This is a genomic window from Xanthomonas euvesicatoria pv. euvesicatoria, assembly GCF_020880415.1.
GTDB lineage: Bacteria > Pseudomonadota > Gammaproteobacteria > Xanthomonadales > Xanthomonadaceae > Xanthomonas > Xanthomonas euvesicatoria.
In genome coordinates this window covers 134,422-158,711 of the sequence record NZ_JAJIUJ010000023.1, presented here as the reverse complement: position 1 = coordinate 158,711, position 24,290 = coordinate 134,422, and the positions used below count along the sequence as shown (strand labels likewise).

The following is a 24,290-nucleotide window of genomic DNA, read 5'->3' as shown; positions in this document are numbered from 1 at the left end:
TCAGCAGCGCTGCCAGTCGCGCGCAAGGTCGCAGTGAGGTGCTGCGGCAGCAGGCAGAGACTGACACCGCCAAGTAACGCGCCCAGGATTGCGTAGCCCACTGCCGCCAGCCAGGGCGAGGGCCTGCGCTCGAACGACTCGGCGACAGAGTGCAGGCCAAGTTCGATCAGCAGCTCGGCCAAGGCCTGCAGCAGCACCTCGGCCACCAACTGAAGCATTCCTTCGAGCATCGCCGCGTCCCTGCATCCGGATAGCGTCAGCCGCCACCACTTTTAAAGAGCGATCCCCTCGCGCGCTGCGATGGTATGCACATCCTTATCGCCACGCCCGGACAGATTGCACAACACCAGCGCATCCCTGGGCAGCTCGCGCGCAAGCTTGATCGACTGCGCCACCGCATGGCTGGACTCGAGCGCGGCAAGAATGCCTTCGGTATGCGCCAGCAGATGGAAGGCGGCCATCGCCTCGTCGTCGGTAATGCCCTGGTACACCGCGCGACCGCTGTCGGACAGGAACGAATGCTCCGGGCCCACACCCGGGTAATCCAGGCCGGCGGAAATCGAATGGGTCTCGGTGATCTGGCCGTCATCGTCGCAGATCACGTAGGTGCGGTTGCCGTGCAGCACGCCCGGGCGACCTGCGGCGATGGAGGCGGCGTGGCGGCCGGTGGCGATGCCATCGCCGGCCGCTTCGGCGCCATAGATCTTGACGCCCGGATCATTGAGGAAGGCATGGAACAAACCGATCGCATTGCTGCCGCCACCCACGCAGGCACTGATCGCATCCGGCAGCCGACCATAGTCCTGCAGCATCTGTTCGCGCGCCTCGCGACCGACAATCGCATTGAAGTCGCGCACCATGCGCGGGTATGGGTCCGGGCCAGCCACGGTGCCGATGATGTAGAAGGTGTCGCGCACGTTGGTCACCCAGTCGCGCATGGCTTCGTTGAGCGCGTCCTTGAGCGTGGCCGAGCCGGAAGTCACCGGGATCACCGTGGCGCCGAGCAGCTTCATGCGGTAGACGTTGATCTTTTGCCGCTCGATGTCGGTGGCGCCCATGTAGACCACGCATTCCAGGCCCAGGCGTGCCGCCACGGTGGCACTGGCGACGCCGTGCTGGCCGGCGCCGGTCTCGGCGATGATGCGGGTCTTGCCCATGCGGCTGGCCAACAGCGCCTGGCCGATGGTGTTGTTGATCTTGTGCGCGCCGGTGTGGTTCAGGTCTTCGCGCTTGAGCAGGATCTGCGCCCCACCCACTTCACGGCTGAGCCGCTCGGCGTGGTAGATCGGGCTGGGCCGGCCGACGTAATGCTTGAGGTCCTTGTCGTATTCGGCAATGAAACTCGGGTCCTGCCGTGCCTGATCGTAGGCGGCGGACAATTCCTGCAGCGGGCCGATCAAGGTTTCGGCGACGAAACGGCCACCGAACTTGCCGAAGTGACCGGCAGCATCCGGATAGGCGTAAAAGTCACTGATGGGCTGGGCCGACATGGAATCCTCTGCAGCGATGCGTCATACGAGAGGCATCACTTTAGCGCAGCCGCGGTGCGCAATAAATCGATAAGATTGCCGCAACCTGTGAGCTGGAATCACATATGAGTGCCTTGCTTCCTCCACTGGCGGCGCTGCGTGCGTTCGAAGCTGCCGCGCGCCTGCAGAGCCTCAGCCGTGCTGCGCAGGAATTGCACGTCACCCATGGCGCCATCAGCCGGCACGTGCGTTCGCTGGAACAGGCGTTGGGCGCCGCGCTGTTTGCACGCCAGGGCCGCGGCCTGGTGCTGACCGCGGCGGGCGTTCGGCTTCGCGATGCCACCGGCGAAGGCTTTGGCGTGATTGGTCAGGCCTGGGCGGCATTACAACGCCCGACCGCCGAAGCGCCGCTGGTGCTGGGGTGTTCGGGCAGCTTGCTGGCGCGCTGGGTGATTCCGCGCCTGGGACTGCTGCAGCAAGAGCTGCCTGACGTGCGCCTGCATCTGTCGGCCAGCGAACAGCCACCTGGCCCGGACCTGGACGGCCTGGATGCCGCCCTGCTGCTGGACACCCCGCCCTGGCCCAGCGAGTGGCAGGTGCACACCCTCGGCGTGGAGTGGATTGGGCCGGTGCTGAGTCCTCAGCTCGCATCGACCTTGCAGATCGAGGGGAGCAACCCGGCCGCGCTCGGCGATCACGCGCTGCTGCACACCCGCTCGCGCCCGCAAGCCTGGCCGGAATGGGCCCAGGCGCACGGGCTGGCACCCGAGGGGCTGCGCTTCGGCACCGAATTCGAACACCTGGTGTATCTGCTGGAAGCCGCTGCTGCTGGTCTTGGGATCGCGATTGCGCCGCAGCCGTTGGTCGCCGCGGACCTGGCAGCCGGGCGCCTGCTGGCGCCATGGGGCTTCACCGCCACGCACGGCCGCTGGGTCTTATGCGCGGCCAAGCGCAACCCCGATCCACGCATCGAGCGGCTGGCCGGCTGGCTAGGCAAAGCGCTGGCGACAGACCAGCACACCTCTTCAACCCTGCAGGCAGCGGAGAACTGAGCAGCCATCGCGCGCGATCACCACATGAGCACTTCGCCAGCTGCTGGCGCATCGCGAACACGTGCAAGCGAAAAGGCGCAAGGATCAGGCGACTGTCCAGTGGATCCTGACGCAGCGGTGTTGCAGGCAAGAAGCAGCGCTTGAGATGCCTCGGCATAGCCGCTGCCACGAATCCCGAACCCCAATCACCCTCACGACATGTCGTGACAATCCGCCCGCCGCACTTCCTCGACGAACTTGCGCATCTTGTGGCCGTCCTTGATGCCGGGCGCCAACTCCACGCCACTGGAAACGTCCACGCCCCAAGGCAACGTGGCCACGATGGCGTCGAACACGTTGTCGGCGTTGATGCCACCGGCCAGCAGAAACGGACGGTGCAAGCCGGTGGGCAAGCGCGACCAGTCGAAGGTCTTGCCGGTGCCGCCGCCCGCGCCGGGCGCATGGCTGTCGAACAGAAAGCCAGCGGTATTGGGATACGACAACTGCAGCGTGCGCGCGTTGGCGTCCTCGCCATTCACGCCGCTGCTGCCCATCGGCACCGCCTTGAGATACGGCAGGTTGAAGCTACGGCAGAACGCGTCGTCTTCCTCGCCATGGAACTGCAACAAGGTCGGGCGCACGGTGCGCACCACTTCGCGCACTTCTTCCTTGGAATTGTTGCGGAACAACGCCACCACATCGACCATCGGCGCAGTGGCCTGGCGCATCGCGCGCGCCTCGGCCGGCGCCACGCGCCGGGGGCTGCCATGCGCAAAGATGAAACCTACCGCGTCCACACCCAGCTCGCCGGCCAGCCGGATATCGCCGGCGCGGGTCATGCCACAAAACTTGATACGGGTGCGGTACAGCGATCGATTCATTGGGTCACCTCAGCAGGCAGATGCCACTCTGCAGGATACAGAGGTCCGATAAATACCAGACCTTGTGGCGGCGCTGTCGGGCCGGCCACAGTGCGGTCGCGTCCGGCGAGCAACGTCGCGATCCAGTCGGCCGGCTGCTCGCCGGTACCGACCAAAATCAGCGAACCCACAATATTCCGCACCATGTGATGAAGGAATGCATTGGCCTGGACCTGCACCTCCACCACCTCGCCGATACGCTGCACGTGGATGGCCTGCAGGTGACGGCGCGCGTGCAAGGCCTGACATTGCACGCTGCGGAACGCGCTGAAATCGTTCTCGCCCAATAAGGCCTGCGCCGCCGCATGCATGGCATCGGCATCGAGCGGGCGACGCTCCCAGCTCAGGGTCTGCCGATACAGGGCTGGGCGAATCTGCCGATTGAGCAGGCGATAGCGGTAACGACGCGCGCGTGCGGAAAAGCGCGCGTGGAAGTCATCGGCTGCCGGCACGCACCAGCGCACGGCGATCGACGGCGGCAGGCGCGCAGTGGTGCCCAGCATCCAGCCACGCGGCTCGCGGCGTGCGTCGCTATCGAAATGCACCACCTGGCATTCGCCATGCACGCCCGCGTCGGTGCGCCCGGCGCAGACCACCTGCACCGGCGCATCGGCGACCGACGACAAGGCCGCCTGCAGGCTGGCCTGCACGCTCGGCCCGCCATGCTCGCCCAACTGCTGCCAGCCCTGGAACTCGCTGCCGTCGTATTCCACGCCCAGCGCGTAACGCATCGGTACCTGCCCTATGAGTGAATCGATGAAATCGGCGCGCCGGTCATGCCGCCGCCATCGCAGGCGATTGCCAGCACAGCCCCGTCGCTGCAAAAAAGGTGAAGTGTACGAGCCGCATTGGCTGGTGCCGAGCCGCGGGACGCGCGTGCGACCAGCGCGCAGTCAGTCGTCGGACGCGACGCTGCGCTCGGACCACACGGCCAACGTGGTGCCGCCGGGCTCGCGGAAATGAAACCGGCTCCGCCCGGAAAGCCGAAGACCGGCTTGACGATCACCCCGCCTGCGCCACGCACGCGCTCGATCACCGGGGCCAACGCGTCGGCATACAACACCACAAGCGGACCACCCCCGTCCGGCGCCGGCGCGGCTGCACGGTAGAAGCCGCCGTCCAGGCGTCCATCGTTGAGGGCCAGGTAATCCGGACCGTAGGCCTGGAATTGCCAACCGAACACCGCTTCGAAGAACGCACGGCTGGCATCCGGATCGATGGAGGCGAACTCCACATAGTCGATCCGGCGCTCGCGTGCGTCACTTTCCTGCGCGGCAAGGCGATCGATCGCCGGGCTCATGCCAGGCGTTCCAGCAGCTCGGCGGCTTCGGCGCGCGTGGCGTCGTCGCCGGTGGCGGCAACTTCCAGCAGCAGGCCGCGCGCGGTGTCCTTGTCGCCCAGGTCCATGTAAGCCACCGCCAGTTCCAGGCGATCGCGCCCGGCCGAGGCGACGTCCCGGCTGGCCGAGGGGCTGGGCGCAGCGCTCGGCGCCGCAGGCGGACGCTCGAAATCCAGGCTGTCTTGCGTGGCCACCGCTACCGGGGAAGCGGTAGACGGGACATCACCGATCGTGGGCGCGACATCTGCGTGACTCGCTTCCACGGCCTCGGACGCCGGGTGCGGCGGAGCCTGCGCCGCGTCGACGGGGGCGCTGTCCTGCGGCGGCGTTGCCACCACCGGCGGTGCGGCTCTCAGCGCACGCCAATCGTCGCTGTTGACCGCCATGGGCGCAGCAGCCGGCTCGGACGGCAGCGGCTCGCGACGCAGCACGTCCGACAATGGTTGCTGCGCGTCATGGGCGCGCTCTTCGTCGCGCAGATCGGCCTGCTCGAATTCGGTCTCGTGCACCACATCGGGCTCGCTGGGCTCAGTGGCTTGCGTCGCCTCTTGCGGCTCGGCGGCCTGCACCGGCGCGCCAGGCAGGACGAAGTCGAACTGCCGACGCGGCAACGGCGGCAGCGGCGAGGGTTTGCGACGGCGCGCGGCCAGCCACGCCACCACGGCCGCGACGATCAACACCAGCCCGCCGATCAACCACAGCGGAAAACCGCCACCCTGTTGTGCGGCCGCCGGGGTTTCCGACAGGCGCTTCTGTGCAGCCGCCAGGTCGCTGTCCTTCATGGCGATCAGCGCTTGCTGTTGCTGCTTGAGCTTTTCCAGATCCGCCACGCGGGTCCGCAGGTCCTGCAATTCCGCATCGCGGGTGGCGATGTCTTCCTTGGCCTGTTGCAACTGTTGATTGGCCGCCATCTCGCCCTCGCCTTCGGCACTGGTGCCGGACGTGACGCCGGCCTTGTTGGTCTGACTCGCCACTGCAGGGGCGATTTCGAGCCGCGCGCCGTTGCCAGCCGCTGCGGCAGGTGTGGCGGGCGGCGGCGTTGCGGCAGCGGCGGCGCCGGCCTCGGCCGGTTGCGGCACCGCCGATCGCGCCTGCCGCCACTTGGCGGCCTGCTCGCGCACCATGACCGCCGCTTCGGCCGCACCGACCTGGGCAAGCGCGTCTTCCTGCGGCGTGCGCAGCACCGCGCCCTGCTTCAGGCGATTGATGTTGCCGTTGATGAAGGCGTCCGGATTGGTGCGCAGCAACGCCAGCATGGTCTGGTCCAGCGAGTGCCCGCTGGAACGCGCCACCGCCGCGGCGATCTCCGACAAGGTCTGGCCCGCGCGCACGGCCGGCAACGTGTCGCCGGCCTGCGTCGCAGACGCAGCAGACGCACTGCCAGTTGCACGCGCAGCCGGTTCGGCCCTGGCGTTGTCCTGCGCGGCGGGCGCGGCGACCGGCGCCGGCTCGCGTGCAATCGCATTGCTGGAACCGGCACGCGGCGCTTCGATGGCCGGCTCGGCGATGGCGGCCGCGGTGTTGGGCGCATCGACCAAGGCGGAATATTCGCGCACCAGCCGGCCCTGGCCCCACTCCACCTCGATCAGGAAGTTGATCGCCGGCTGGTCCACCGCCTGGCTGCTGGTCACGCGGATCACCGCACGCCCGCGTGCGTCCTGCGCGAACTGGAACTGCAGATTGCTGACCAGCCCTTGCGGGCGCTCCAGGCCGACGCGCGCAAACGTGGTGGCCGATGCCAATGCCACGCGCGCGTTGTCGAGTTCGCCCGGCTCGTTGGAGATGACCGGAATCTCGGCCACCAGCGGTTGCCCGGGCTTGGACAGCACCCGGATATCGCCCAGTCCCAACGCCATTGCAGCGCCGCTGCAGGCCATCAGCAGCAACGCACCTATCCCTTGTATCGGACGCATCGCGCCCACGCCCCTATGTTTCATGGGCATCAATATAGCCGCTGGATGAGCGAAAAAGTCGGCGCCGTGATGCAGAGCGCTGTGCCAGCGACACTGCCGCAGTGCGGCATGCATGCGTGGCCAATGCAAACCGGCAAGTGCTGATGGGCGCTCTCACTGCGCGAGGTCTCAAGCGCGCAACGGCCTGTCGGCAGATTGCGTGGTGCAAAGTCACGCGCTGCGGGATGCCATGACATGGCGCCAATGGCGTGTCGCCTGAGCAGGCAACGGAGTGTGTGCAAGCGGCTGGCGACAGGTCTGCGCACTGCAAGCTGCAAGGTCCTCCAATGCCACATGAGGCGATACGCGCACGTGCGCATGCCCGCAGGCACGCGGTGGACAGCGCGCCTGCAGGTGGAATTCGGTTGAGGTGGAATTCGGTTGAGAATCGAGCCGACGTTCCATGTGTCGGTGCGCACCCTGCCGGAGCGCTTGCGCGCGGTGCGCCTCTCTGGGAAGCATCACCGCGCGCCGGCATGCTCCAGCACGTGCACGGCGGTTGAGAGCGCCAACCGCACGTCGCGAGCCGTCCCCATGCAGGCGCGAACGGCGCGCTCAGCATCGCAGTGGCCGGGTGACGCCTGCTGCACCAGGCGCCGGCCGCGCGCACGCATGGCGGCTGCGCGGTCGTCTTTGTCGTGCTGCTTAGCCTTCCTGTGCGACCAGTTCGGCCAGCTGCACGGCGTTGAGCGCAGCGCCCTTGCGGATATTGTCGGAGACGATCCACAAGTTCAGGCCGCGCGGATGCGAAAAGTCTTCACGGATGCGGCCGACGAACACCGCATCCTTGCCGGAAGCATGCGTGACCGGCGTCGGGTAGCCGCCGGGCTTGCGCTCGTCCACCACTTCCACGCCAGGCGACGCTGCCAGCAGCGCGCGCGCCTGCTCCACGGTGATCTTGTCGCGGGTCTCGATCGCCACCGCTTCGGAATGGCCGTAGAACACCGGCACGCGCACCGCGGTGGGGTTCACCTGGATGCTGTCGTCGCCGAGGATCTTGCGGGTCTCCCAGACCAGCTTCATCTCTTCCTTGGTGTAGCCGTTGTCCTGGAAGTCGTCGATGTGCGGGATCAGGTTGAAGGCGATCTGCACCGGGAACCGCTGCGGGTCGATGTCCTGAAAGCTCAACAACTCGCTGGTCTGCTTGCCCAGTTCTTCCATCGCCGAACGCCCGCCGCCGGAGACCGACTGGTAGGTCGCCACGTTGATACGCTCGATGCCGTACTGGCGGTGGATCGGGCCCAGTGCCACCAGCATTTGCATGGTCGAGCAATTGGGATTGGCGATGATGCCGCGCGGGCGCTGCTTGAGCGCTTCCGGGTTGACCTCGGACACCACCAGCGGCACGTCGTCGTCATAGCGGAAGGCCGAGGAGTTATCGATCACCACCGCACCGGCCGCGGCGAACTTGGGGCCGTATTCCTTGGACACGCTGCCGCCGGCGGAGAACAGCGCGATGTCCACGCCGGCGGGGTCGAACTCGGCCAGGTCCAGCACATCGACCTTGCCGCCATTGAACTCCACCTGCCCGCCCGCCGAGCGCGACGACGCCAGCGCGTACAGGGTGGCGACCGGGAAGTTGCGCTCGGCCAGTATGCTCAGCATGGTCTCGCCGACAGCGCCGGTGGCGCCCACGACGGCGACGTTGAAACGACGGTTTTCGTTGCTCATGAGTTTGTCTTTATCGAAAGGGGAAATGAGGAAGCACTGCGCGCTGGGTTCGGGGAACCTCCAACGCTGGCCGCGGAGGTTCCCTATCGTTTGGTCGAAATGCTGCCGGTGACGCCGGTTTCTTTCGCATCCACGCCGGTGCCGCCACGTTTGGCAGCGGCAACTGCATCGGCGTTGAGCGCGCTCGGCGGGTTGCCGGCATGCGGGCCCTTGCCCAGCGCAGCGATCAGGTTGTCCACCGCCAGTTGCACCATCGCGCGGCGCGTGGCCAGGCTGGCGCTGCCGATGTGCGGGGTGAGCACCACGTTGTTCAGCGCCAGCAGCTCCGGACGCACATGCGGCTCGCCTTCGTAGACATCCAGGCCGGCACCGGCCAGGCGGCCGTTGGCCAGCGCATCGGCCAATGCCAGCTCATCGACGATGCCACCGCGGGCGATGTTCACCAGCGTGGCGGTGGCGCGCATCTTGCCCAACGCCGCGGCATCGATGATGTGGTGAGAGTCCCTGGTGTACGGCAATACCAGCACCAGGTGATCGGACTGCGCCAGCAACGTCTCGAAATCCACATACCGTGCGCCCAGCGCCTGTTCGGTAGCGGCCGGCAACGGGCTGCGGTTGTGGTACAGCACGCGCATGCCGAAACCGTGCGCACCGCGCCGGGCGATGCCTTGGCCAATGCGTCCCATGCCCAGGATGCCGAGCGTGCTGCCGTGGATATCGGCGCCGAGCATGGTCTTGAACGACCATTGCCCCCACTGCCCGTCGCGCAGCCAGCGCTCGGATTCGGTGATGCGGCGCGCGGTGGCCATCAGCAACGCAAAGCCGAGATCGGCCGTGGTTTCGGTAAGCACGTCCGGCGTGTTGCTGGCCAGGATGCCGGCCGCGCTCAAGGCGTCGATGTCGAGATTGTTGTAGCCCACGCCGACATTGGCGATGGCGCGCAGCTGCGGCGCGGCGGCGATTTCGGCCGCGCCGATGCGCTCGTTGAGGGTGATCAGGGCGCCGTCCAACGGTGCCAGTTGCGCGGCCAGCTCGGCCGGCGAATATGCGCTGACGCGCTGCGTGGTGGTCAGCTCGAAATGCTCGCCCAGCTGCGCGACGACATCGTCGAACAGCGGCTGGCTCACCCACACCCTGGGACGACGTCCGTCAGACATCGACCTGACCGGGAATGCGCGGCGACACCTCGCCCACATCGCCGCACTGGGCACGATGGCGCAACGCCTGGTCCATCAGCACCAGCGCCATCATCGCCTCGGCGATCGGGGTGGCGCGGATGCCCACGCACGGGTCGTGCCGGCCGGTGGTGATGACATCGACCACGCTGCCATCGGCATCCACCGTCGCGCCGGGCAGGCGCAGGCTGGAAGTGGGCTTGAGCACCATCGAAGCAGTGACCGCCTGGCCAGTGGAAATACCGCCCAGGATGCCGCCGGCATGGTTGCTGAGAAAGCCTTCCGGGGTGATCAGGTCGCGGTGTTCGGTACCCTTCTGCGCCGCGCTGGCGAAGCCGTCGCCGATCTCCACGCCCTTGACCGCATTGATGCTCATCAACGCCGCCGCAAGTTCGGCATCGAGCTTGCCGTAGATCGGCTCGCCCCAGCCTGCCGGAACGCCGCCGGCCACCACGTCCACGCGCGCACCGACCGAGTCGCCGGATTTGCGCAGCGCGTCCATGTAGGTTTCCAGCTCCGGCACCTGCGCCGCATGCGGCCAGAAGAACGGGTTGTCTTCCACCGCATCCCAATCGAAACCAGCGGGACGGATCTGGCCCAGCTGCGACAGGAAACCGCGCACCAGCACGCCATAGCGCTGCTTGAGCCACTTCTTGGCGATCACGCCGGCGGCCACGCGCATGGTGGTTTCGCGCGCCGACGAACGCCCGCCGCCGCGAGGATCGCGAATGCCGTACTTCTGCCAGTAGGTGTAATCGGCATGGCCGGGACGGAACTGCTGGGCGATGTTGCTGTAGTCCTTGCTGCGCTGATCGGTATTGCGGATCAGCAAGCCGATCGGCGTGCCGGTGGTACGGCCTTCGTACACGCCGGACAGGATCTCGATCTCGTCGGCCTCGCGGCGCGCCGAGGTGTGCCGGCTCTTGCCGCTAGCGCGGCGCTGCAGATCGTGGGTGAACTCTTCCGGCGCGAGCTCCAGGCCGGGAGGGCAGCCGTCGACGACGCAACCGATCGCCGGCCCGTGCGACTCGCCGAAGGTGGTGACAGTGAACAGCTTGCCGAACGAATTGGCACTCATGCGCGCAGGCTCATCGCTGCGCGGCCAGCTCGGCGATGCGGGCACCGTGGGCGATCAATTCGCGGCATTCCACGGCGAAGATGCCCATCTGCCCGACCTTGAACTCGACCCAGGCCAGATCCACTTCCGGCAGCAGCTTGACCAGGTGCTGCTCGGACTCGCCCACTTCGCAGATCAGCAAGCCGTCTTCGCTCAGGTGCTGCGGCGCATCGCGCAGGATCTTCAACACCAGGTCCAGGCCATCGTCGCCGGCGCGCAGGCCGAGTTCGGGCTCGTAGGAATACTCCTGCGGCAGCGCGTCGGTTTCCTCGTTGGTGACGTACGGCGGGTTGGTGACGATCAGGTCGTACTGGCGACCGCCCAGACCGTTGAACAGGTCCGACTTGAGCAAGGTGACATTGTCGGCATGCAGGCGCGCCTTGTTTTCTGCGGCCAGCGCCAGCGCATCGTCGCTGATGTCCACGCCGTCCACATCCCACTGCGGGTTGTAGTGGCCCATCGCGATGGCGATGCAGCCCGAACCGGTGCACAGGTCCAGCGCGCGGGTCACTTCGCGCCCGCCCAGCCAGGGCTCGAAGCCGGCTTCGATCAATTCGGCGATCGGCGAACGCGGCACCAGGGCGCGCGCATCGCTCTTGAAACTCAGGCCTGCAAACCAGGCCTCGCCGGTGAGGTAAGCGGCCGGCACGCGCTCGGTGATGCGGCGCTCGAACAGACCAAGCACCTGCTCTTTTTCCGAGCGCAGCAAGCGCGCCTGGCCGTAGGCCGGGCCCAGATCGTGCGGCAGATGCAGGCTGTGCAGGACCAGCTGGGTGGCTTCGTCCAACGCATTGTCGTAGCTGTGGCCGAAGGTCAGACCGGCTGCGTTGAAACGGCTGGTGCCGTAGCGGATCAGGTCGATGATGGTGTGCAGTTCGTCGGCCGCGGCGGCAGTCATGGCAACAACTAAAGAGGAATCGGCCCCCGATTATAGAGGTCGGATCGGTATCATGAGCGTCCGTTGCACTGGAAACCGCCATGTTCAATCGCAATACCGGCATCGTGCTGCTGGTGGCCCTGGCCGCTGGCCTGGGGATGTTGCTGGGCCAGAAGTTCCTTGGCGGCGCGCCCAGTTCGCCATGGCCGCCCACCAAGACCATCACCTTTTATCCGCAGCCGCGCCCGCTGCCGCAATTCAGCCTGCGCCAGTCCGACGGCACCCAGCTGGTGCCCGGCGAACTCAAGGGGCATTGGACGCTGGTGTTTCTGGGCTTCACGTTCTGCCCCGATGTCTGCCCCACCACCTTGACCGATCTGGCAGTGGCGCAACAGCAATGGGAAAGCATTCCCGATGGCCTGCGCCCGCGCGTGCTGTTCGTGTCGGTGGACCCGCAGCGCGATCCGCCCGCGCGCCTGGGCGAGTACGCACATGCCTTCCACAAGGACACCCTGGCCGCCACGGCGGACGTGCCGGCGTTGGAGCGCTTCGCCACCGCGCTGGGCTTCGTGTTCCAGAAGGTCCCGGGCAAAGGCTATGCGCAAAATCCCAACGACTACAGCATGGACCACTCCGCCGGCATTGCCGTGCTCGATCCGCAAGGCCGCCTGGCCGGGCTGATCCGCCCCCCGCTCGATCCGAAGGCGATTGCCGCCGACCTCCAACAGCTGACCAAGGTAACCGCTCCGTGAGTCTTGTCACTTCCCTGACCTACGTGCTGCCGCACCGGTTGCTGTCCTCGCTGGCGCGCGCGCTGGCCTACTCGGATAGACCCGCCACCAAGCAGTGGTTGATCGACACGGTCACACGCAAGTTCGGCGTGGACCTGAGCGAGGCACAGGAGCCGGATCCGCGCGCCTATCCCACCTTCAATGCGTTCTTTACCCGCGCCTTGAAGCCCGGCGCACGCGTGCCGGATGCCGACCCGGCTGCGTTGCTGATGCCCGCCGACGGCCGCATCAGCCAGCTCGGCCCGATCGAGAACGGCCGCATTTTCCAGGCCAAGGGGCAGTCGTTCACTGCTGCAGAATTGCTTGGCGACGAGGCCGCGGCGGCGCCGTTCAACGACGGCCTGTTCGCCACCGTGTATCTGTCGCCCAAGGACTACCACCGCGTGCATATGCCGTGGACCGGCACCCTGCGCGAGACCGTGCACGTGCCAGGGCGGCTGTTCAGCGTGGGCCCGGACGCCGTACGCAACGTGCCGCGCCTGTTCGCGCGCAACGAGCGGCTGGTCTGCCACTTCGACACCGATTTCGGCCCGATGGCCTCGGTGATGGTGGGGGCACTGCTGGTCTCCGGCGTGGAGACGGTCTGGAGCGGCGTGGAGATTCCGCGCTACGGCGACCGCATCACGCGCAAGGACTACCGCGGCAAGGGCATCGTGCTGGAGAAGTTCGCGGAGATGGCCAGGTTCAATTACGGCTCGACCGTCATCGTGTTGCTGCCGCCGGGTGTGGCCAGGCTCGATGGCAGACTAGCGGCCGAAACATCGGTTCGTCTTGGCCAGGCACTCGCGCGTCGTCAGTGAAGTGCAACGCCGCCCTCGTAGGAGCGGACCTGGCCGCGACCAGGCGTTTCCGGTGATACGCCGCCCCTACGCGCACGCCATCCTGCTCAGCCTCGGATGAAGAACATCCGGCATAAAACGGGCTGTTTGGATGGTTTGGTTGCGACCGGGTCCGCTCCCACAGCAACCAGGCTTGTCGTGCGCTCGCTGCCAACGTAGCAGCGAACCTGGCCGCGACGAGGCCTTCCCCACAAGGCCTCGCACACCAGCGCCCGGTTCAGCGATCGCACCCCGCCAACCTGATGCTCTGCCCCGGCTTGAGCGCATACGACGGCGCTTTCAAGCCGTTGGCCTTGGCCAGCTCCTTGATCTCGCATTGGTACTTCTGCGCGACGCGACCGAGCGTGTCGCCCTTGGCGATGGTGTAGCTGCGCACTTGCTTGGCCTTGGGCTTGGCCACTGCCGGCTGACCGGTGGCGACGGTGGTCGGGACGCCGGCCATCTGGCTGACATCGCCCACCGCCACGCTGGGCACGTACTCGGGCGCGCTGCTGCTGCGCACGATCGCGCTGTTGAGATCGGCGGTGATCAGGGTGCGCGCCAGATCCGCACGCGGGCCATTGACGCAGTAACGGGTGTAGAGGTTGACGATGCGGTTGGTGGCATTGATGACCGTGCCGGCCGGAATCCAGCCATCGGATTCGTAACGTGGGTTGAGATTGCGCAACGCACGCATGTAGCCGTCGCGTGTGCCCATGCTGCCTAGGCAGATGGTGAGTTCGTAGATGGTGGTCGACTTGGCCAGCTTGAGCGTGGCCGGCTGCGCATCGAGCTTGGGAAAGTCCACCCCGTATTGACGCGGGTGCAGGAAGATCCACGCCGCCGCGATCACCATTGGCACGTAGTCCTTGGTTTCGGCCGGGAACTGGTTATAGACGTCCTGGTCCCAGAAGCCGCGCCCGCCGCTCTGCGCGAACACGCGCGCGGCACGGCCTTCGCCACCGTTGTAGGCGGCCAGTGCCAGTTCGATGCTGCGGTTGAGTCCGGCCATGCGTTCGTTGAGGTAGGCGGCGCTGGCTTCGGCGGCGCTGCGTGCATCGAAGCGGGTGTCGAAGCCGGTGCCGTCCGGGCCCAGCCCGAAGCGACGTCCGGTGGCGGGCATGAACTGCATCAACCCGGCGGCACCAGCGCGCGAGCTGGCATGCACCTTGCCGTTGGATTCCTTGGCCATGATGCCGAACAGCAGCGCTTCTGGAAGGCCGCGCTTCTGCCATTCCGGCCACATCACGCCGCGCAGGTTGCTGTAGTTCTCGTAGCTGGTCAGCAGCGCCGGGCGCATATCGGTGAGCCAGCGCCGGATACCGGCCTGCACGGCCGGGTTGTACTGCACCATCTTGTCGAATTCGTGGCGCTGGTCGTTGAGCAGCGTGGCGGCACGCGCGGCCTCGGGCACGCCGTTCGACGCCGGACCCAGATGGTCCGGGTCGGCTTGCAGCAGCGTGTCGTCGTCTTCCGGATCTTCGGCGGCCGGCGCCTCGGCATCGGCGCGCGCCTTGAGCAGGCGCTTGTAGGTGGCCAACTGATTGGACACCAGGCAACCACGCTGCTTGATGCAGGCGTCGATGATGTCTTCCATGTCCTCCAGCGCAGCATCGCCTTCGGCAGTGCCCTTGGGGTCGGAGTTGTTCACCAGCACCAGCGCATCGCGATAGCGCTTTTCGGCGGCGGCCATGCGCGCATCGAGCGCGGCGGCCTTCTCCGTGTCGCGTTTGGAGATGGCGTGGGCGGCGGGGACGACAGACATCAGCGCCACCACAGCCAGGACAGGCCATGGGCGCAAACCAAAATGAGCGAGCGGCATCGTAGGCAGTACAGCGGAAAGGCAGGCAGGGTAGCTGCCGGGGCAACATCGGGGCAAGGCAGCGAGGCCACCGGGGTCAGTGGGCCGTTAGCTTGGTGGGCGCGGTCGATGCGTGCAGTACCTGCAAACCGGCGCACCGACGCGAACGATCGAGTGCGTCTGCGGCTGCCGCGCGGCGTGCGTGCGTCGCCCGTTCGACCCAGCCTGCCTGCCAGGATCTGCCGCGTTGCCGGTTGGCATTGCCCGCTGGGATTGCCCGCTAGAATCGGCCCTTTCCTACCGGATCAGCGCAATGGCCTCGTTCCTGCTCGGCAAAGGCGTCACCGACGACATCCCTGTAGTGCTGGAAGGACGCTTCGGCAACCGCCACGGGCTGGTGGCCGGCGCCACCGGGACCGGCAAGACCGTGAGCTTGATGACGCTGGCCGAAGGCTTCTCGCGGCTGGGCGTTCCGGTGTTCCTGGCGGACGTGAAAGGCGATGTCGCCGGCCTGGCCGTGGCTGGCGATGGCGCGCCCGGCGTGCTGCAGCGCGCCAACGATTTGGGCATGACCGACTACGCCCCGGCCGCCAACCCGGTGGTGTTCTGGGACCTGTATGGCCAGATGGGGCACCCGGTACGTACGACGGTCAGCGAGATGGGCCCCACCCTGCTCGCCCGGATTCTGGAACTCAACGACACCCAGTCCGGCGTACTCGACATCGTGTTCAAGCTGGCCGACGACCGCGGCTTGCTGCTGCTGGACCTGGACGACCTGCGCGCGCTGCTCGCGCTGGTGGTCGAAGAGCGCAAGGAGCTCTCCACCAGTTACGGACTGGTGTCCAGCCAATCGGTTGCCGCCATCCAGCGCGCCTTGCTGCGTTTGTCCCAGGACGGCGGCGAACAGTTCTTCGGTGAGCCTGCGCTGGAGCTGGCCGAACTGATGCGCGTCGCGCCGGATGGCCGTGGCGTGATCGGCATCCTGGCTGCCAACCAATTGGTGCTCAAGCCGAAGCTGTATTCCACCTTCCTGCTGTGGCTGCTGTCGGAACTGTTCGAACGCTTGTCCGAAGTGGGCGACCTGGAAGAACCCAAACTGGTGTTCGTCTTCGACGAGGCGCACCTGCTGTTCGACGATGCGCCGGCGGCGCTGGTGCAGCGCATCGAGCAGGTGGTGCGCCTCATTCGTTCCAAGGGCGTGGGCGTGTATTTCTGCTCGCAGTTTCCCGACGACATTCCCGACAATATCCTTGGCCAGCTCGGCAACCGCGTGCAGCACGCGTTGCGCGCCTACACGCCGCGCGACCAGAAGGCGGTCAAGACTGCCGCGCAGACCTTCGTCGGCAATCCCAAGCTCGATGTCGCCACCGCCATCTCCAGCCTGGGCACCGGCGAGGCGCTGGTGTCGCCGCTGCAGGGCAAGGGCGTGCCGGCGCCGGTACAGCAGACGTTGATCGCACCGCCGCGCTGCCGCATGGGCGCCATCAGCGAAACCGAACGCGCTCAGGTGCGCGCGGCAAGCCCGGTCGGCACCCGCTACGACACCGCGATCAACCGCGAATCGGCTGCCGAACTGCTGGCGCGCCGCGTCGAACAGGCCGCCGAACACAACGCAGCCCCACCTGCCCGCACTCGCGAAGATGACGACGCGCACGACAGCGGCTTCGGTCAGGCGGTCAAGGACGCGGTCTTCGGCACCCGCCGCCGCCAGGGCATGCTGGAAGCGATGGCCAAGCAGACCTCGCGCACGGTGGGCAACAAGATCGGGCAGCAGATCGTGCGCGGCATCTTCGGTAGCATTTTTGGCGGGAAGCGATGATCTGCTTGATCGCCGCTGCCACGTCTCGATGACACCGTCGCCGTGAAGGGCTACCGCGTGTTGGCGTGAACGGACTCCAACACGCCATGCAACTTGGCGTACTGCAACAGCATGATGGTCTTGGCATCGGCGATCTTCCCTGAGCCGATCATCGCCAGCGCTGCATCCAGTGACAGCTCCAGCACTTCGATCTCTTCGCCGTCTTCTTCGAGTCCACCGCCGCAGCTGACCTTGTCGCCGTCGACGTATTCGCCGACGAAAAAGTACAGGCGTTCGGTGACCGAGCCAGGGCTCATGAAGGCCTCGAATACCTTGCGCACGTTGTCGATCCGGTAGCCGGTTTCCTCTTCGGTTTCCTTGCGGATGCAGGTCAGCGCATCGTCCTGGTCGAGCAGGCCGGCACAGGCTTCGATCAACATGCCATCCGGGTTGCCATTTAGCAGCGTCGGCAGGCGGAACTGGCGGGTGAGCATCACCGTCTGCTTGGCGCGGCTGTACAGCAGAATGGTGGCGCCATTGCCACGATCGTAGGCCTCGCGCGACAAGGTCTGCCAGCGGCCGTCCTTGCGCTGGAAATCGAACGTGACCTTGCGCAGCACATACCAATTGTCCGAGAGCACATCGATGCTGCGGATGCGGACCTGCGGGTTGCCGGTGGCAGAGGGAATCAAGCGACACTCCTTGTGATGCAAGCGACGGCAGTGCCACGGTTGCGGCGCGCACGGTCGCTCGTAGGGCCGCGATAGTGCGGCGGGCCACCATTTTACCTGTCGCTCAGGTTGAACCTCAGGCAATCACGCACGCACCGCGTCGAAGGTCTGCCGATGCGCTTAGGGTGCTGTCTGACACTGCATGCTTCGATGTAAGGCCGGCACTGACGCACGGCCTGGCCAGCAGTATCCAGACCATGCCCGCAACATATCGCCGGTCGCTGGCGATCCGGGTTCGTCGGCTTGCCCTCCCCCAATTGCGCAGCGACACGCGGCCCCGCACAATCCCTTCACATCACACGCTTGGGGAGCGTCATGGAAGACCGTTTTCGCGCACGCAAGGTGGCCACGCAGGCTGCGCCTGCACCGTTCTGGACCCGCATTCCCGCCATCGCCACCTACCCGCTGCGTGGCTCGGCGCTGTATGCGCTGATCGCATTGACGCTGTGCAGCGCCTTGCTGGTGCTGCCGGGCATCCTGAAACTGGTGATTGCCGGTGTGCTGGGCATGGCGACCTATACCTATGCCTTCGACATTCTGCGCCACACCGCCGATGGCCAGACCGATGCGCCACGCCTGGGCTATAACAGCTTCGACAGCGCGGTACTGCGTCTGATCCTGCTGGCCGTCGCGCTGGGCATCGTGATCGGCGTAGGAGCCGTGATCGCCGGCCCGTTCGGCCTGACCATCGCCTATCTGGGCACCATGCTGCTGCTGCCTGGCATGCTGATCTCGCTGGCCATCGACGGCAGCCTGCGCCGCGCGCTCAACCCCGCCGTCTCCATCGACATGGCGCTACGGATCGGCTGGCCGTATCTGGCCGCCTACGGCCTGCTCTACGTGATCCAGGGCAGCGGCGCGGCAGCGGTCTTCTTCGCTACCAAATACCTACCGCCGCTCGTGCGCGAAGCGACGGTCATGGTGACCTCGATCTGGACGCTGTTCGCCAGCTTTCACCTGCTGGGGTATCTGGTGTACCAGTACCACGAGGAGCTGGGCTATGTGCCCAGTGGCGCGGATGCGCACGAACGCAGCGACCCGGACCAGCGCCTGCTCGACGAAGCGGAACAGTACGTGCGCGACGGGCATTCCGACGAAGCCTTTCAGGCCCTGCGTGGCGCGGTGCGCTCGCGCGCGGTGAGCCTGGCGGTGCACGAGCTGTATCAGCGCCTGTTGCGCCAACACCATCGCAACGACGAGCTGCGCGAACACACTCGCCAATACATCAATCGCCTGTTGCAGGAAAAGCAGGAACGGCGTGCACTCGCGCTGCAGCGCGAAGCGCTGGACATCGACCCCACGTTTACGCCGCTGACGCCCGAGCAGGCCAACCTGCTGGCCGAGCGCGCAAGGATGGCCGGGCAGTTCCAACTGGTCACCGATGGCCTGCTGGCCGCCATTGCTGCGTGGCCGCGCGACCCGATGCTGCCTGCCTGGTCGCTGGACGCCGGCGTGCTGCTGGCCGAGCGCTTCGGGCGCGATGATCAGGCGCGCGTCGTATTGCAGAACGCAAAGGATCGCTGCGACGACGAAGCACTACGCGCGAAGCTGGACGCGGCACTGAAAGCGGTGACGATTCAGCCGGCGTGATCGGCTGAGGATCCGTTCTGCAGCTTCCAGGCAGACAGATCCCATCAAGCTCCGAACCATGCATGTCAGCCAACGCGACCGGCCCTTGCCCGCCCGGCGCCGCGCGAGTCAAAGAGCACGCGTTGGGCAGAAACCGCTCAACCGTTTTCGAGCAAAAAGCGTGCTTTTTTGGCCTGTCCCTGCTCGGGAAACTGATCCAGCAGCTGGCGCAGCAAGCGCGTGCGCTGCGCACCGTCCTGCAGCTCACCGTGACGCAAGGCAAGCACGAACCATTGTTGGGCCAATTCATCGCGCGGCGTACTCAATTCGCTTTCCTTCAATAGACGCTCGGCATCGGCCAACAGGCCGTTACGCATGCACGCAGCGATCAGCGCCCTGCGCGCCGTCGGGCTGCAGGCAATCCTGGCCTTACTGAGTTCGGCGGCAACTGCCAGCTGGATGCGTGTCTGTTCGGCGCTATGGGTCTGCAGGGCCAGCAGCGTCTCGGCATGGCGCAGGCTGTCCTGGCTGCGCCCTGCATGACGCGCAGCGCGATAGCGCGCAAGCGCAACCTCCAGATTGTGCGGCTGCTCGCTCGCCAACTCCGCCAGCAAATGTTCGGCCTCGGCGTTTTCCATCCGGCCCAGATGGCGCTGCGCACGCTCCCAGCGATCGTCCACCGCAACCGCGTCGCCCTCCTGCATAAATTCTGGCCGAGTTTGCCGCAGCACCACTAGCAAGGCGCCCAGCAACGCACCGCTCACCAGTCCGCCGGCATGCGCCTCGAAGGCGACTGCGCCGTCGTCGCTGGATGCCAGGCTATACAACTCCCAGCCCAGCCACAGCGGCAACAGCAGGATCGCCGGGCCGCGCACGTAATTGAAGACGACGAAAAACCAATAGAAAAAACGCACCCTGCGCCCGCCCCAGACCACGCAGAACGCGCCCATCAGCGCGGCGATGGCACCGGAGGCACCCAGACCGCCACCGGGCTCGCCCCAGCGCCACCACAAGCTGGCCAGGCTGGCGCCGAATCCGCCGAGCAGATACAGCACCAGGAACCAGCCACTGCCGATCGCGCCTTCCAGCAAGGTACCCAAGGCAAGCAGGAACAGCATGTTGCCCAGCAAATGATCGAAGCTGCCGTGCAGGAACGTGGCAGTCGGCATGCGCGCTGGCGACCATTCGGAACTGCGCTGCACATGGCGCAGCGTAAATATCCTGGACAGCCGCGTGTCGTAAGGCGCACGCAATGCGCGCCACTCGCGCAGACGCGCGTCGCCGTTGAACAACGTGCCGCTGCGCAGGGCGTGTTCGAAGGCGACATCGTGCATCGTCAGGTGCGCCAGATACGCGATGCGTTGCGGTTTAGGCACGCTGTCCAATTTTGCCTGGCGTGCCGCGCGCAACTTGGCGTTGGCGGTCTGCTGCAGGTAGCGCGCATGCGCATCGGCCTCCAGCGCGCCCAAGCCGGAGTGCACGTAGTAGTGCACGGCGCTCTCGACCAGGCTGTCGTCCTTGCGCTGGTAGCCCAGGTAGACCGCCACATTGATCAGCACCAGCAGCAGCGTCACCCAGGGGATGTTCTGCCTCGACCAGGGTTTGTGCAGCGGCATGATCAGCATGACAACGTCCGTGTCTTAAGAATGGCGGAAAGCTTCGCTGTGCGGCGGCAGATGCGCAAGCACGTCATGCGCGCTAGCATCGCGGCCCCGCCGTTGGAAATTGCCTGCCCCATGAGCCGCTGGCGCCCGCCTGCCGAGAAAAGCACTGCGCTGATCACGCCCGAAGGCCATGCCCGCCTCAAGGCCGAGCTGGACGACTTGTGGCGCGTGCGGCGGCCCGAAGTAGTCCGTGCCCTTGCGGCGGCCGCCGCAGAAGGCGACCGCTCTGAAAATGCGGAATACACCTATCGCAAGAAGCAGCTCGGTGAAATCGATCGGCGTGTACGCTATCTGAGCAAGCGGCTGGAAGCGCTGCGCGTGGTGGACACCGCACCCACCGACGCGAACGCGGTGTTCTTCGGCGCACAGGTGGAACTGGAAGATGCCGACAGCGGCGAGTTGCTGCGCTACCGCATCGTCGGCCCGGACGAAACCGATGCCGGACGCGGCTGGATCAGCATCGATTCGCCGCTGGCGCGCGCACTGCTGAAAAAGCGCGTGGACGACGAATTCGACGCGCACTTGCCGGCCGGCAAGCACACGTTTGTGGTGGTGTCGGTGCAGTACGTGCCGCTGTAAGGGATATACAGCGCGCGAAGCGATTCTGGCGCGTGCATCGGCAACGGCGGTAATCGAGGCCACAGAGAACCGAACACCCAGTGCCCCAGGACTGCCGCGTGACCTGCTGATACGCTCGCGCCCCGACCACCCTCATGCGGCGATGTCATGCCCACAGGCGATGTTGGTGCGCAGCGCGTCGTGCCGGGGGCGGCTGCGCGTCGCCAGCCTCGTCGCGCTCAGGCACGCTCCTACGGCTTGGCGTGCCCACCGCGGCATGTGCGCCGACGGTTCGGCACAGTCGGGAGCGCCGACGCCATCGGCCAGCCGGCATCCTGCTGCGGCTAAACGATCTGCAGGTTCAATGTCCGCCCTGGCTGCTGCACCGCGGGGCCAGACGGCAATGCATCGCCAAACAGATCGTGCTCGTCGCTGTCGGTGATTTCCACATCGACCAGATCGCCCACCTTCAAGCCGAGCTCGCCGCCGTTCTGGATATGCACCAGCCCATCGATTTCCGGCGCATCGGCACGCGAGCGGGCCACCGCGATGTCGTCTTCGATCACATCCACCAGGCACTGCTGCACGCTGCCGATCTTGGATTCCAGGCGCAACGCAGAGATCTGCGCCTGCTTGGCCATGAAGCGCGCCAGGCGCTCGTGTTTCACTTCTTCGGGCACCTGATCCGGCAATGCGTTGGCGCTGGCGCCATCGACCGGCGAATACGCAAACGCACCGACGCGGTCCAGCTGCGCCTGATCCAGGAAGTCCAGCAAGGATTCGAATTCGGCATCGGTTTCGCCGGGGAAACCGACGATGAAGGTCGAGCGCACGGTGATCTCCGGGCACATCGCCTTCCAGCGCTGCACGCGCTCCAGGGTTTTTTCCACCGCGCCCGGGCGCTTCATCAACTTGAGGATGCGCGGGCTGGCGTGCTGGAACGGGATGTCCAGATACGGCAGCAGCCTGCCTTCGGCCATCAGCCCAATCACATCGTCCACGTGCGGATACGGGTACACGTAATGCAGGCGCGTCCACACGCCCAGCTCCGACAACCCCTCGCACAGCGCCTTCATGCGGGTCTGGTACATGCGGTCGCGCCACGGACGCTCGGCGTACTTCAGGTCCACGCCATAGGCCGAGGTGTCCTGCGACACCACCAGCAATTCCTTGACGCCACCGCGCACCAACCGCTCGGCTTCGCGCAGCACCTCATCGACCGGACGCGAGACCAGATCGCCGCGCATCGAGGGAATGATGCAGAAGCTGCACCGGTGATTGCAGCCTTCGGAAATCTTCAAGTAAGCGTAATGGCGCGGGGTCAGCTTGATGCCGTAGTCCGGCACCAGGTCCACGAACGGGTCGTGACGCGGCGGCAACGCGGCGTGCACTGCCTCCATGACGCTCTGGTAGTCCTGCGGGCCGGATACTGCCAGCACCTGCGGATACGCCTCACGAATCTGCTCCGGGCGCTTGCCCAGGCAGCCGGTGACGATGACCTTGCCGTTGGCGTTCATCGCTTCGCCGATCGCGTCCAGCGATTCGGTCACTGCCGAATCGATGAAGCCGCAGGTATTGACCACCACCACATCGGCAGCGTCGTAGCTGGGCACGATGTCGTACCCCTCCACGCGCAGCTGGGTGAGGATGCGTTCGGAATCGACGAGCGCCTTCGGGCAGCCAAGGCTGACGAAGCCGACTTTAGGGTTCAGCTGGGACATGGAAGCAGGAGCCTGGGAAGCGGAGCGGCCTGGGGCCTGAGCGGGTCAATTATAGCGGCGCGGGGGCGACGCTCTGAACCGCATGCCGCGCAAGCGGGGTCATCTTAGCGGAACCCTCACCTTCGCCCCCGCCGATCCGTTCGATAATGCGCGCCTCCCCGGACTGCAGCAGGAGTTTCCATGGGTCACTGGACCACGCTCGACACCCCCGACGGCCAGGTTGCCGCCTGGCACGCCACACCCGCTTCCAGCCCGCGCGGCGGCCTGGTGGTGATTCAAGAAATCTTCGGCGTCAACGAACATATCCGCGCAGTGGCCGACGACTACGCCGCACGCGGCTATGAGGTGCTGGCACCGGCCTTTTTCGACCTGGAAGAAAAGGACGTGCAGTTGCCGTACGACCAGCAGAGCCTGCAGCGGGGCCTGGCGCTGGCCAACGCGGTCGGCCTGGAGCGCGCCGTGGAGGTGGTGAAATCTGCCGCCACCCTGCTCACCCGCGCCGGCAAGGTCGGTACGGTGGGCTACTGCTGGGGCGGCTCCGTCGCGCTGCTGTCGGCCATTCGCCTGGGGCTGCCGTCGGTCAGCTACTACGGCGGCCGCAACACCCAGCTGCTGGACGAAACCCCCAAGGCGCCGGTGATGTTCCACTTCGGCGAGCGCGATGCCAGCATTCCGCCCGAGGCGATCCAGGCCCATCGCGAGAAGCTGCCGCAGATGGAAACCTTCGTTTACCCGGCCGGGCACGCCTTCAACCGCAGCATCGACCCCACCCACTACGACGCCGACAGTGCCGAGCGCGCACTGGAGCGCACCCTGGGCTTCTTCGCGGCGCACCTGGGATGAGCGACACCGCACCGGACAGGCCTGCGGGCGACTTCCAGCTCGACCCGCGCCTGGCGGCCGATAGTGTGTTCGTGGCCGACGGGCCGCTGTCGCAGGTGCGGCTGATGGACGACACCCGCTTCCCGTGGCTGGTGCTGGTGCCACGGGTGGCCGATGTCAGTGAATGGATCGATCTGGATGGCGGCCAGCAGCGTTTGTTGCTGGCCGAAATCAACCAGCTCTCGCAGTTGCTGCGCGCCGAACCCGGGGTGGGCAAGCTCAATATCGGCGCGCTGGGCAACATCGTGCGGCAGCTGCATGTGCATCTGGTCGGCCGCCACCCCGGCGATGCCGCCTGGCCCGGGCCCGTCTGGGGCAGCGGCAGTGCGCAGCGCTTTGCGGCCGAGGCGTTGCAGCAGCATGTCGCGGCGTGGGCGCAACGGCTACGATAGGCACCTGTCTTTCA

The 24,290-nt window shown here is 66.3% G+C and carries 20 protein-coding genes and 2 pseudogenes; 8 read left to right on the top strand and 14 right to left on the bottom strand.

Translation table 11 applies throughout. The features are described 5' to 3' along the window. Positions 1-218, bottom strand: a pseudogene (locus LN450_RS03975) (hypothetical protein); the annotation flags it as partial. A 54-nt stretch (positions 219-272) separates the two neighbouring features. Next, positions 273-1,490, bottom strand: coding sequence for a tryptophan synthase subunit beta (gene trpB, locus LN450_RS03970; protein WP_005914297.1), 1,218 nt, complete (start codon positions 1,488-1,490; stop codon positions 273-275). Between the two features lie 104 nt (positions 1,491-1,594). On the opposite strand from trpB, the gene LN450_RS03965 reads away from it, so the two are divergent. After that, positions 1,595-2,521, top strand: a complete 927-nt coding sequence (locus LN450_RS03965; protein WP_011347951.1) for a LysR family transcriptional regulator — start codon at positions 1,595-1,597, stop codon at positions 2,519-2,521. A gap of 191 nt (positions 2,522-2,712) precedes the next feature. Here LN450_RS03965 and LN450_RS03960 read toward each other — a convergent pair whose 3' ends face one another. From LN450_RS03960 to prmB, 8 genes and pseudogenes are all read right to left on the bottom strand, one after another. Then, positions 2,713-3,381, bottom strand: a complete 669-nt coding sequence (locus tag LN450_RS03960) for a phosphoribosylanthranilate isomerase (protein ID WP_008570953.1) — start codon at positions 3,379-3,381, stop codon at positions 2,713-2,715. Further along, on the bottom strand, positions 3,378-4,151 hold the full coding sequence (truA, locus tag LN450_RS03955; RefSeq protein WP_008570951.1) for a tRNA pseudouridine(38-40) synthase TruA: 774 nt from the start codon (positions 4,149-4,151) through the stop codon (positions 3,378-3,380). The genes LN450_RS03960 and truA overlap by 4 nt, the downstream gene beginning before the upstream one ends. A gap of 162 nt (positions 4,152-4,313) precedes the next feature. Continuing rightward, positions 4,314-4,720 (bottom strand): annotated as a pseudogene (locus LN450_RS03950) (VOC family protein). Beyond that, the gene (locus tag LN450_RS03945) at positions 4,717-6,672 is read right to left on the bottom strand and encodes a type IV pilus assembly protein FimV (protein ID WP_443735597.1); all 1,956 of its coding nucleotides are present in this window, start codon (positions 6,670-6,672) and stop codon (positions 4,717-4,719) included. The pseudogene LN450_RS03950 and the gene LN450_RS03945 overlap by 4 nt, the downstream one beginning before the upstream one ends. 684 nt (positions 6,673-7,356) lie before the next feature. Beyond that, on the bottom strand, positions 7,357-8,382 hold the full coding sequence (locus LN450_RS03940) for an aspartate-semialdehyde dehydrogenase (protein ID WP_011347954.1): 1,026 nt from the start codon (positions 8,380-8,382) through the stop codon (positions 7,357-7,359). An 83-nt stretch (positions 8,383-8,465) separates the two neighbouring features. Then, on the bottom strand, positions 8,466-9,539 hold the full coding sequence (locus tag LN450_RS03935; RefSeq protein WP_041855066.1) for a 2-hydroxyacid dehydrogenase: 1,074 nt from the start codon (positions 9,537-9,539) through the stop codon (positions 8,466-8,468). After that, entirely contained in the window at positions 9,532-10,635 is a 1,104-nt protein-coding gene (gene aroC, locus LN450_RS03930) for a chorismate synthase (protein ID WP_008577522.1), read from the bottom strand. The genes LN450_RS03935 and aroC overlap by 8 nt, the downstream gene beginning before the upstream one ends. A 10-nt stretch (positions 10,636-10,645) precedes the next feature. Next, entirely contained in the window at positions 10,646-11,572 is a 927-nt protein-coding gene (prmB, locus tag LN450_RS03925; protein WP_008577520.1) for a 50S ribosomal protein L3 N(5)-glutamine methyltransferase, read from the bottom strand. 80 nt (positions 11,573-11,652) lie between these two features. Between prmB and LN450_RS03920 the strand changes: the two genes are divergently transcribed. Together LN450_RS03920 and asd are read left to right on the top strand one after the other, a co-directional pair. Next, the gene (locus LN450_RS03920; protein ID WP_008577518.1) at positions 11,653-12,303 is read left to right on the top strand and encodes an SCO family protein; all 651 of its coding nucleotides are present in this window, start codon (positions 11,653-11,655) and stop codon (positions 12,301-12,303) included. Then, on the top strand, positions 12,300-13,142 hold the full coding sequence (gene asd, locus LN450_RS03915; RefSeq protein ID WP_011347956.1) for an archaetidylserine decarboxylase: 843 nt from the start codon (positions 12,300-12,302) through the stop codon (positions 13,140-13,142). The genes LN450_RS03920 and asd overlap by 4 nt, the downstream gene beginning before the upstream one ends. A gap of 256 nt (positions 13,143-13,398) precedes the next feature. Here asd and LN450_RS03910 read toward each other — a convergent pair whose 3' ends face one another. Beyond that, positions 13,399-14,982, bottom strand: coding sequence for a transglycosylase SLT domain-containing protein (locus LN450_RS03910; RefSeq protein ID WP_011347957.1), 1,584 nt, complete (start codon positions 14,980-14,982; stop codon positions 13,399-13,401). A 292-nt stretch (positions 14,983-15,274) separates the two neighbouring features. Here LN450_RS03910 and LN450_RS03905 point away from each other — a divergent pair, with 292 nt between their 5' ends. Next, positions 15,275-16,780: a helicase HerA-like domain-containing protein gene (locus LN450_RS03905; protein WP_011347958.1), complete on the top strand. Its 1,506-nt coding sequence runs from the start codon at positions 15,275-15,277 to the stop codon at positions 16,778-16,780. Between the two features lie 50 nt (positions 16,781-16,830). Here the strand turns inward: LN450_RS03905 and nudK are convergent, their stop codons facing one another. Further along, positions 16,831-17,451, bottom strand: coding sequence for a GDP-mannose pyrophosphatase NudK (nudK, locus tag LN450_RS03900; RefSeq protein WP_011347959.1), 621 nt, complete (start codon positions 17,449-17,451; stop codon positions 16,831-16,833). A 354-nt stretch (positions 17,452-17,805) separates the two neighbouring features. Here nudK and LN450_RS03895 point away from each other — a divergent pair, with 354 nt between their 5' ends. Next, positions 17,806-19,080: a DUF4013 domain-containing protein gene (locus LN450_RS03895; RefSeq protein ID WP_011347960.1), complete on the top strand. Its 1,275-nt coding sequence runs from the start codon at positions 17,806-17,808 to the stop codon at positions 19,078-19,080. 137 nt (positions 19,081-19,217) lie between these two features. Here LN450_RS03895 and LN450_RS03890 read toward each other — a convergent pair whose 3' ends face one another. After that, positions 19,218-20,684 carry a rhomboid family intramembrane serine protease gene (locus LN450_RS03890; RefSeq protein WP_011347961.1) on the bottom strand — a complete coding sequence of 489 codons (1,467 nt, stop codon included), beginning with the start codon at positions 20,682-20,684 and terminating at the stop codon, positions 19,218-19,220. Positions 20,685-20,795: 111 nt separating this feature from the next. Here LN450_RS03890 and greB point away from each other — a divergent pair, with 111 nt between their 5' ends. Then, positions 20,796-21,302, top strand: a complete 507-nt coding sequence (gene greB / locus LN450_RS03885) for a transcription elongation factor GreB (protein WP_011347962.1) — start codon at positions 20,796-20,798, stop codon at positions 21,300-21,302. Positions 21,303-21,625: 323 nt separating this feature from the next. Here greB and rimO read toward each other — a convergent pair whose 3' ends face one another. Then, positions 21,626-23,002, bottom strand: coding sequence for a 30S ribosomal protein S12 methylthiotransferase RimO (gene rimO / locus LN450_RS03880; RefSeq protein WP_011347963.1), 1,377 nt, complete (start codon positions 23,000-23,002; stop codon positions 21,626-21,628). A gap of 180 nt (positions 23,003-23,182) precedes the next feature. On the opposite strand from rimO, the gene LN450_RS03875 reads away from it, so the two are divergent. After that, on the top strand, positions 23,183-23,845 hold the full coding sequence (locus tag LN450_RS03875; protein WP_011347964.1) for a dienelactone hydrolase family protein: 663 nt from the start codon (positions 23,183-23,185) through the stop codon (positions 23,843-23,845). Further along, positions 23,842-24,276 (top strand): HIT domain-containing protein, encoded by a 435-nt coding sequence (locus LN450_RS03870; RefSeq protein ID WP_008577500.1) that lies wholly within the window; start codon positions 23,842-23,844, stop codon positions 24,274-24,276. Before LN450_RS03875 ends, LN450_RS03870 begins: the two co-directional genes overlap by 4 nt. The last annotated feature ends 14 nt before the right edge of the window (positions 24,277-24,290 follow it).

Coding starts and splice junctions, on each gene's coding strand:
- trpB (WP_005914297.1), bottom strand. CDS start 1,490: ATGTCGGCCCAGCCCATCAGTGACTTTTACGCCTATCCGGATGCTGCC.
- LN450_RS03965 (WP_011347951.1), top strand. CDS start 1,595: ATGAGTGCCTTGCTTCCTCCACTGGCGGCGCTGCGTGCGTTCGAAGCT.
- LN450_RS03960 (WP_008570953.1), bottom strand. CDS start 3,381: ATGAATCGATCGCTGTACCGCACCCGTATCAAGTTTTGTGGCATGACC.
- truA (WP_008570951.1), bottom strand. CDS start 4,151: ATGCGTTACGCGCTGGGCGTGGAATACGACGGCAGCGAGTTCCAGGGC.
- LN450_RS03945 (WP_443735597.1), bottom strand. CDS start 6,672: ATGCGTCCGATACAAGGGATAGGTGCGTTGCTGCTGATGGCCTGCAGC.
- LN450_RS03940 (WP_011347954.1), bottom strand. CDS start 8,382: ATGAGCAACGAAAACCGTCGTTTCAACGTCGCCGTCGTGGGCGCCACC.
- LN450_RS03935 (WP_041855066.1), bottom strand. CDS start 9,539: ATGTCTGACGGACGTCGTCCCAGGGTGTGGGTGAGCCAGCCGCTGTTC.
- aroC (WP_008577522.1), bottom strand. CDS start 10,635: ATGAGTGCCAATTCGTTCGGCAAGCTGTTCACTGTCACCACCTTCGGC.
- prmB (WP_008577520.1), bottom strand. CDS start 11,572: ATGACTGCCGCCGCGGCCGACGAACTGCACACCATCATCGACCTGATC.
- LN450_RS03920 (WP_008577518.1), top strand. CDS start 11,653: ATGTTCAATCGCAATACCGGCATCGTGCTGCTGGTGGCCCTGGCCGCT.
- LN450_RS03910 (WP_011347957.1), bottom strand. CDS start 14,982: ATGCCGCTCGCTCATTTTGGTTTGCGCCCATGGCCTGTCCTGGCTGTG.
- LN450_RS03905 (WP_011347958.1), top strand. CDS start 15,275: ATGGCCTCGTTCCTGCTCGGCAAAGGCGTCACCGACGACATCCCTGTA.
- LN450_RS03895 (WP_011347960.1), top strand. CDS start 17,806: ATGGAAGACCGTTTTCGCGCACGCAAGGTGGCCACGCAGGCTGCGCCT.
- LN450_RS03890 (WP_011347961.1), bottom strand. CDS start 20,684: ATGCTGATCATGCCGCTGCACAAACCCTGGTCGAGGCAGAACATCCCC.
- greB (WP_011347962.1), top strand. CDS start 20,796: ATGAGCCGCTGGCGCCCGCCTGCCGAGAAAAGCACTGCGCTGATCACG.
- rimO (WP_011347963.1), bottom strand. CDS start 23,002: ATGTCCCAGCTGAACCCTAAAGTCGGCTTCGTCAGCCTTGGCTGCCCG.
- LN450_RS03875 (WP_011347964.1), top strand. CDS start 23,183: ATGGGTCACTGGACCACGCTCGACACCCCCGACGGCCAGGTTGCCGCC.
- LN450_RS03870 (WP_008577500.1), top strand. CDS start 23,842: ATGAGCGACACCGCACCGGACAGGCCTGCGGGCGACTTCCAGCTCGAC.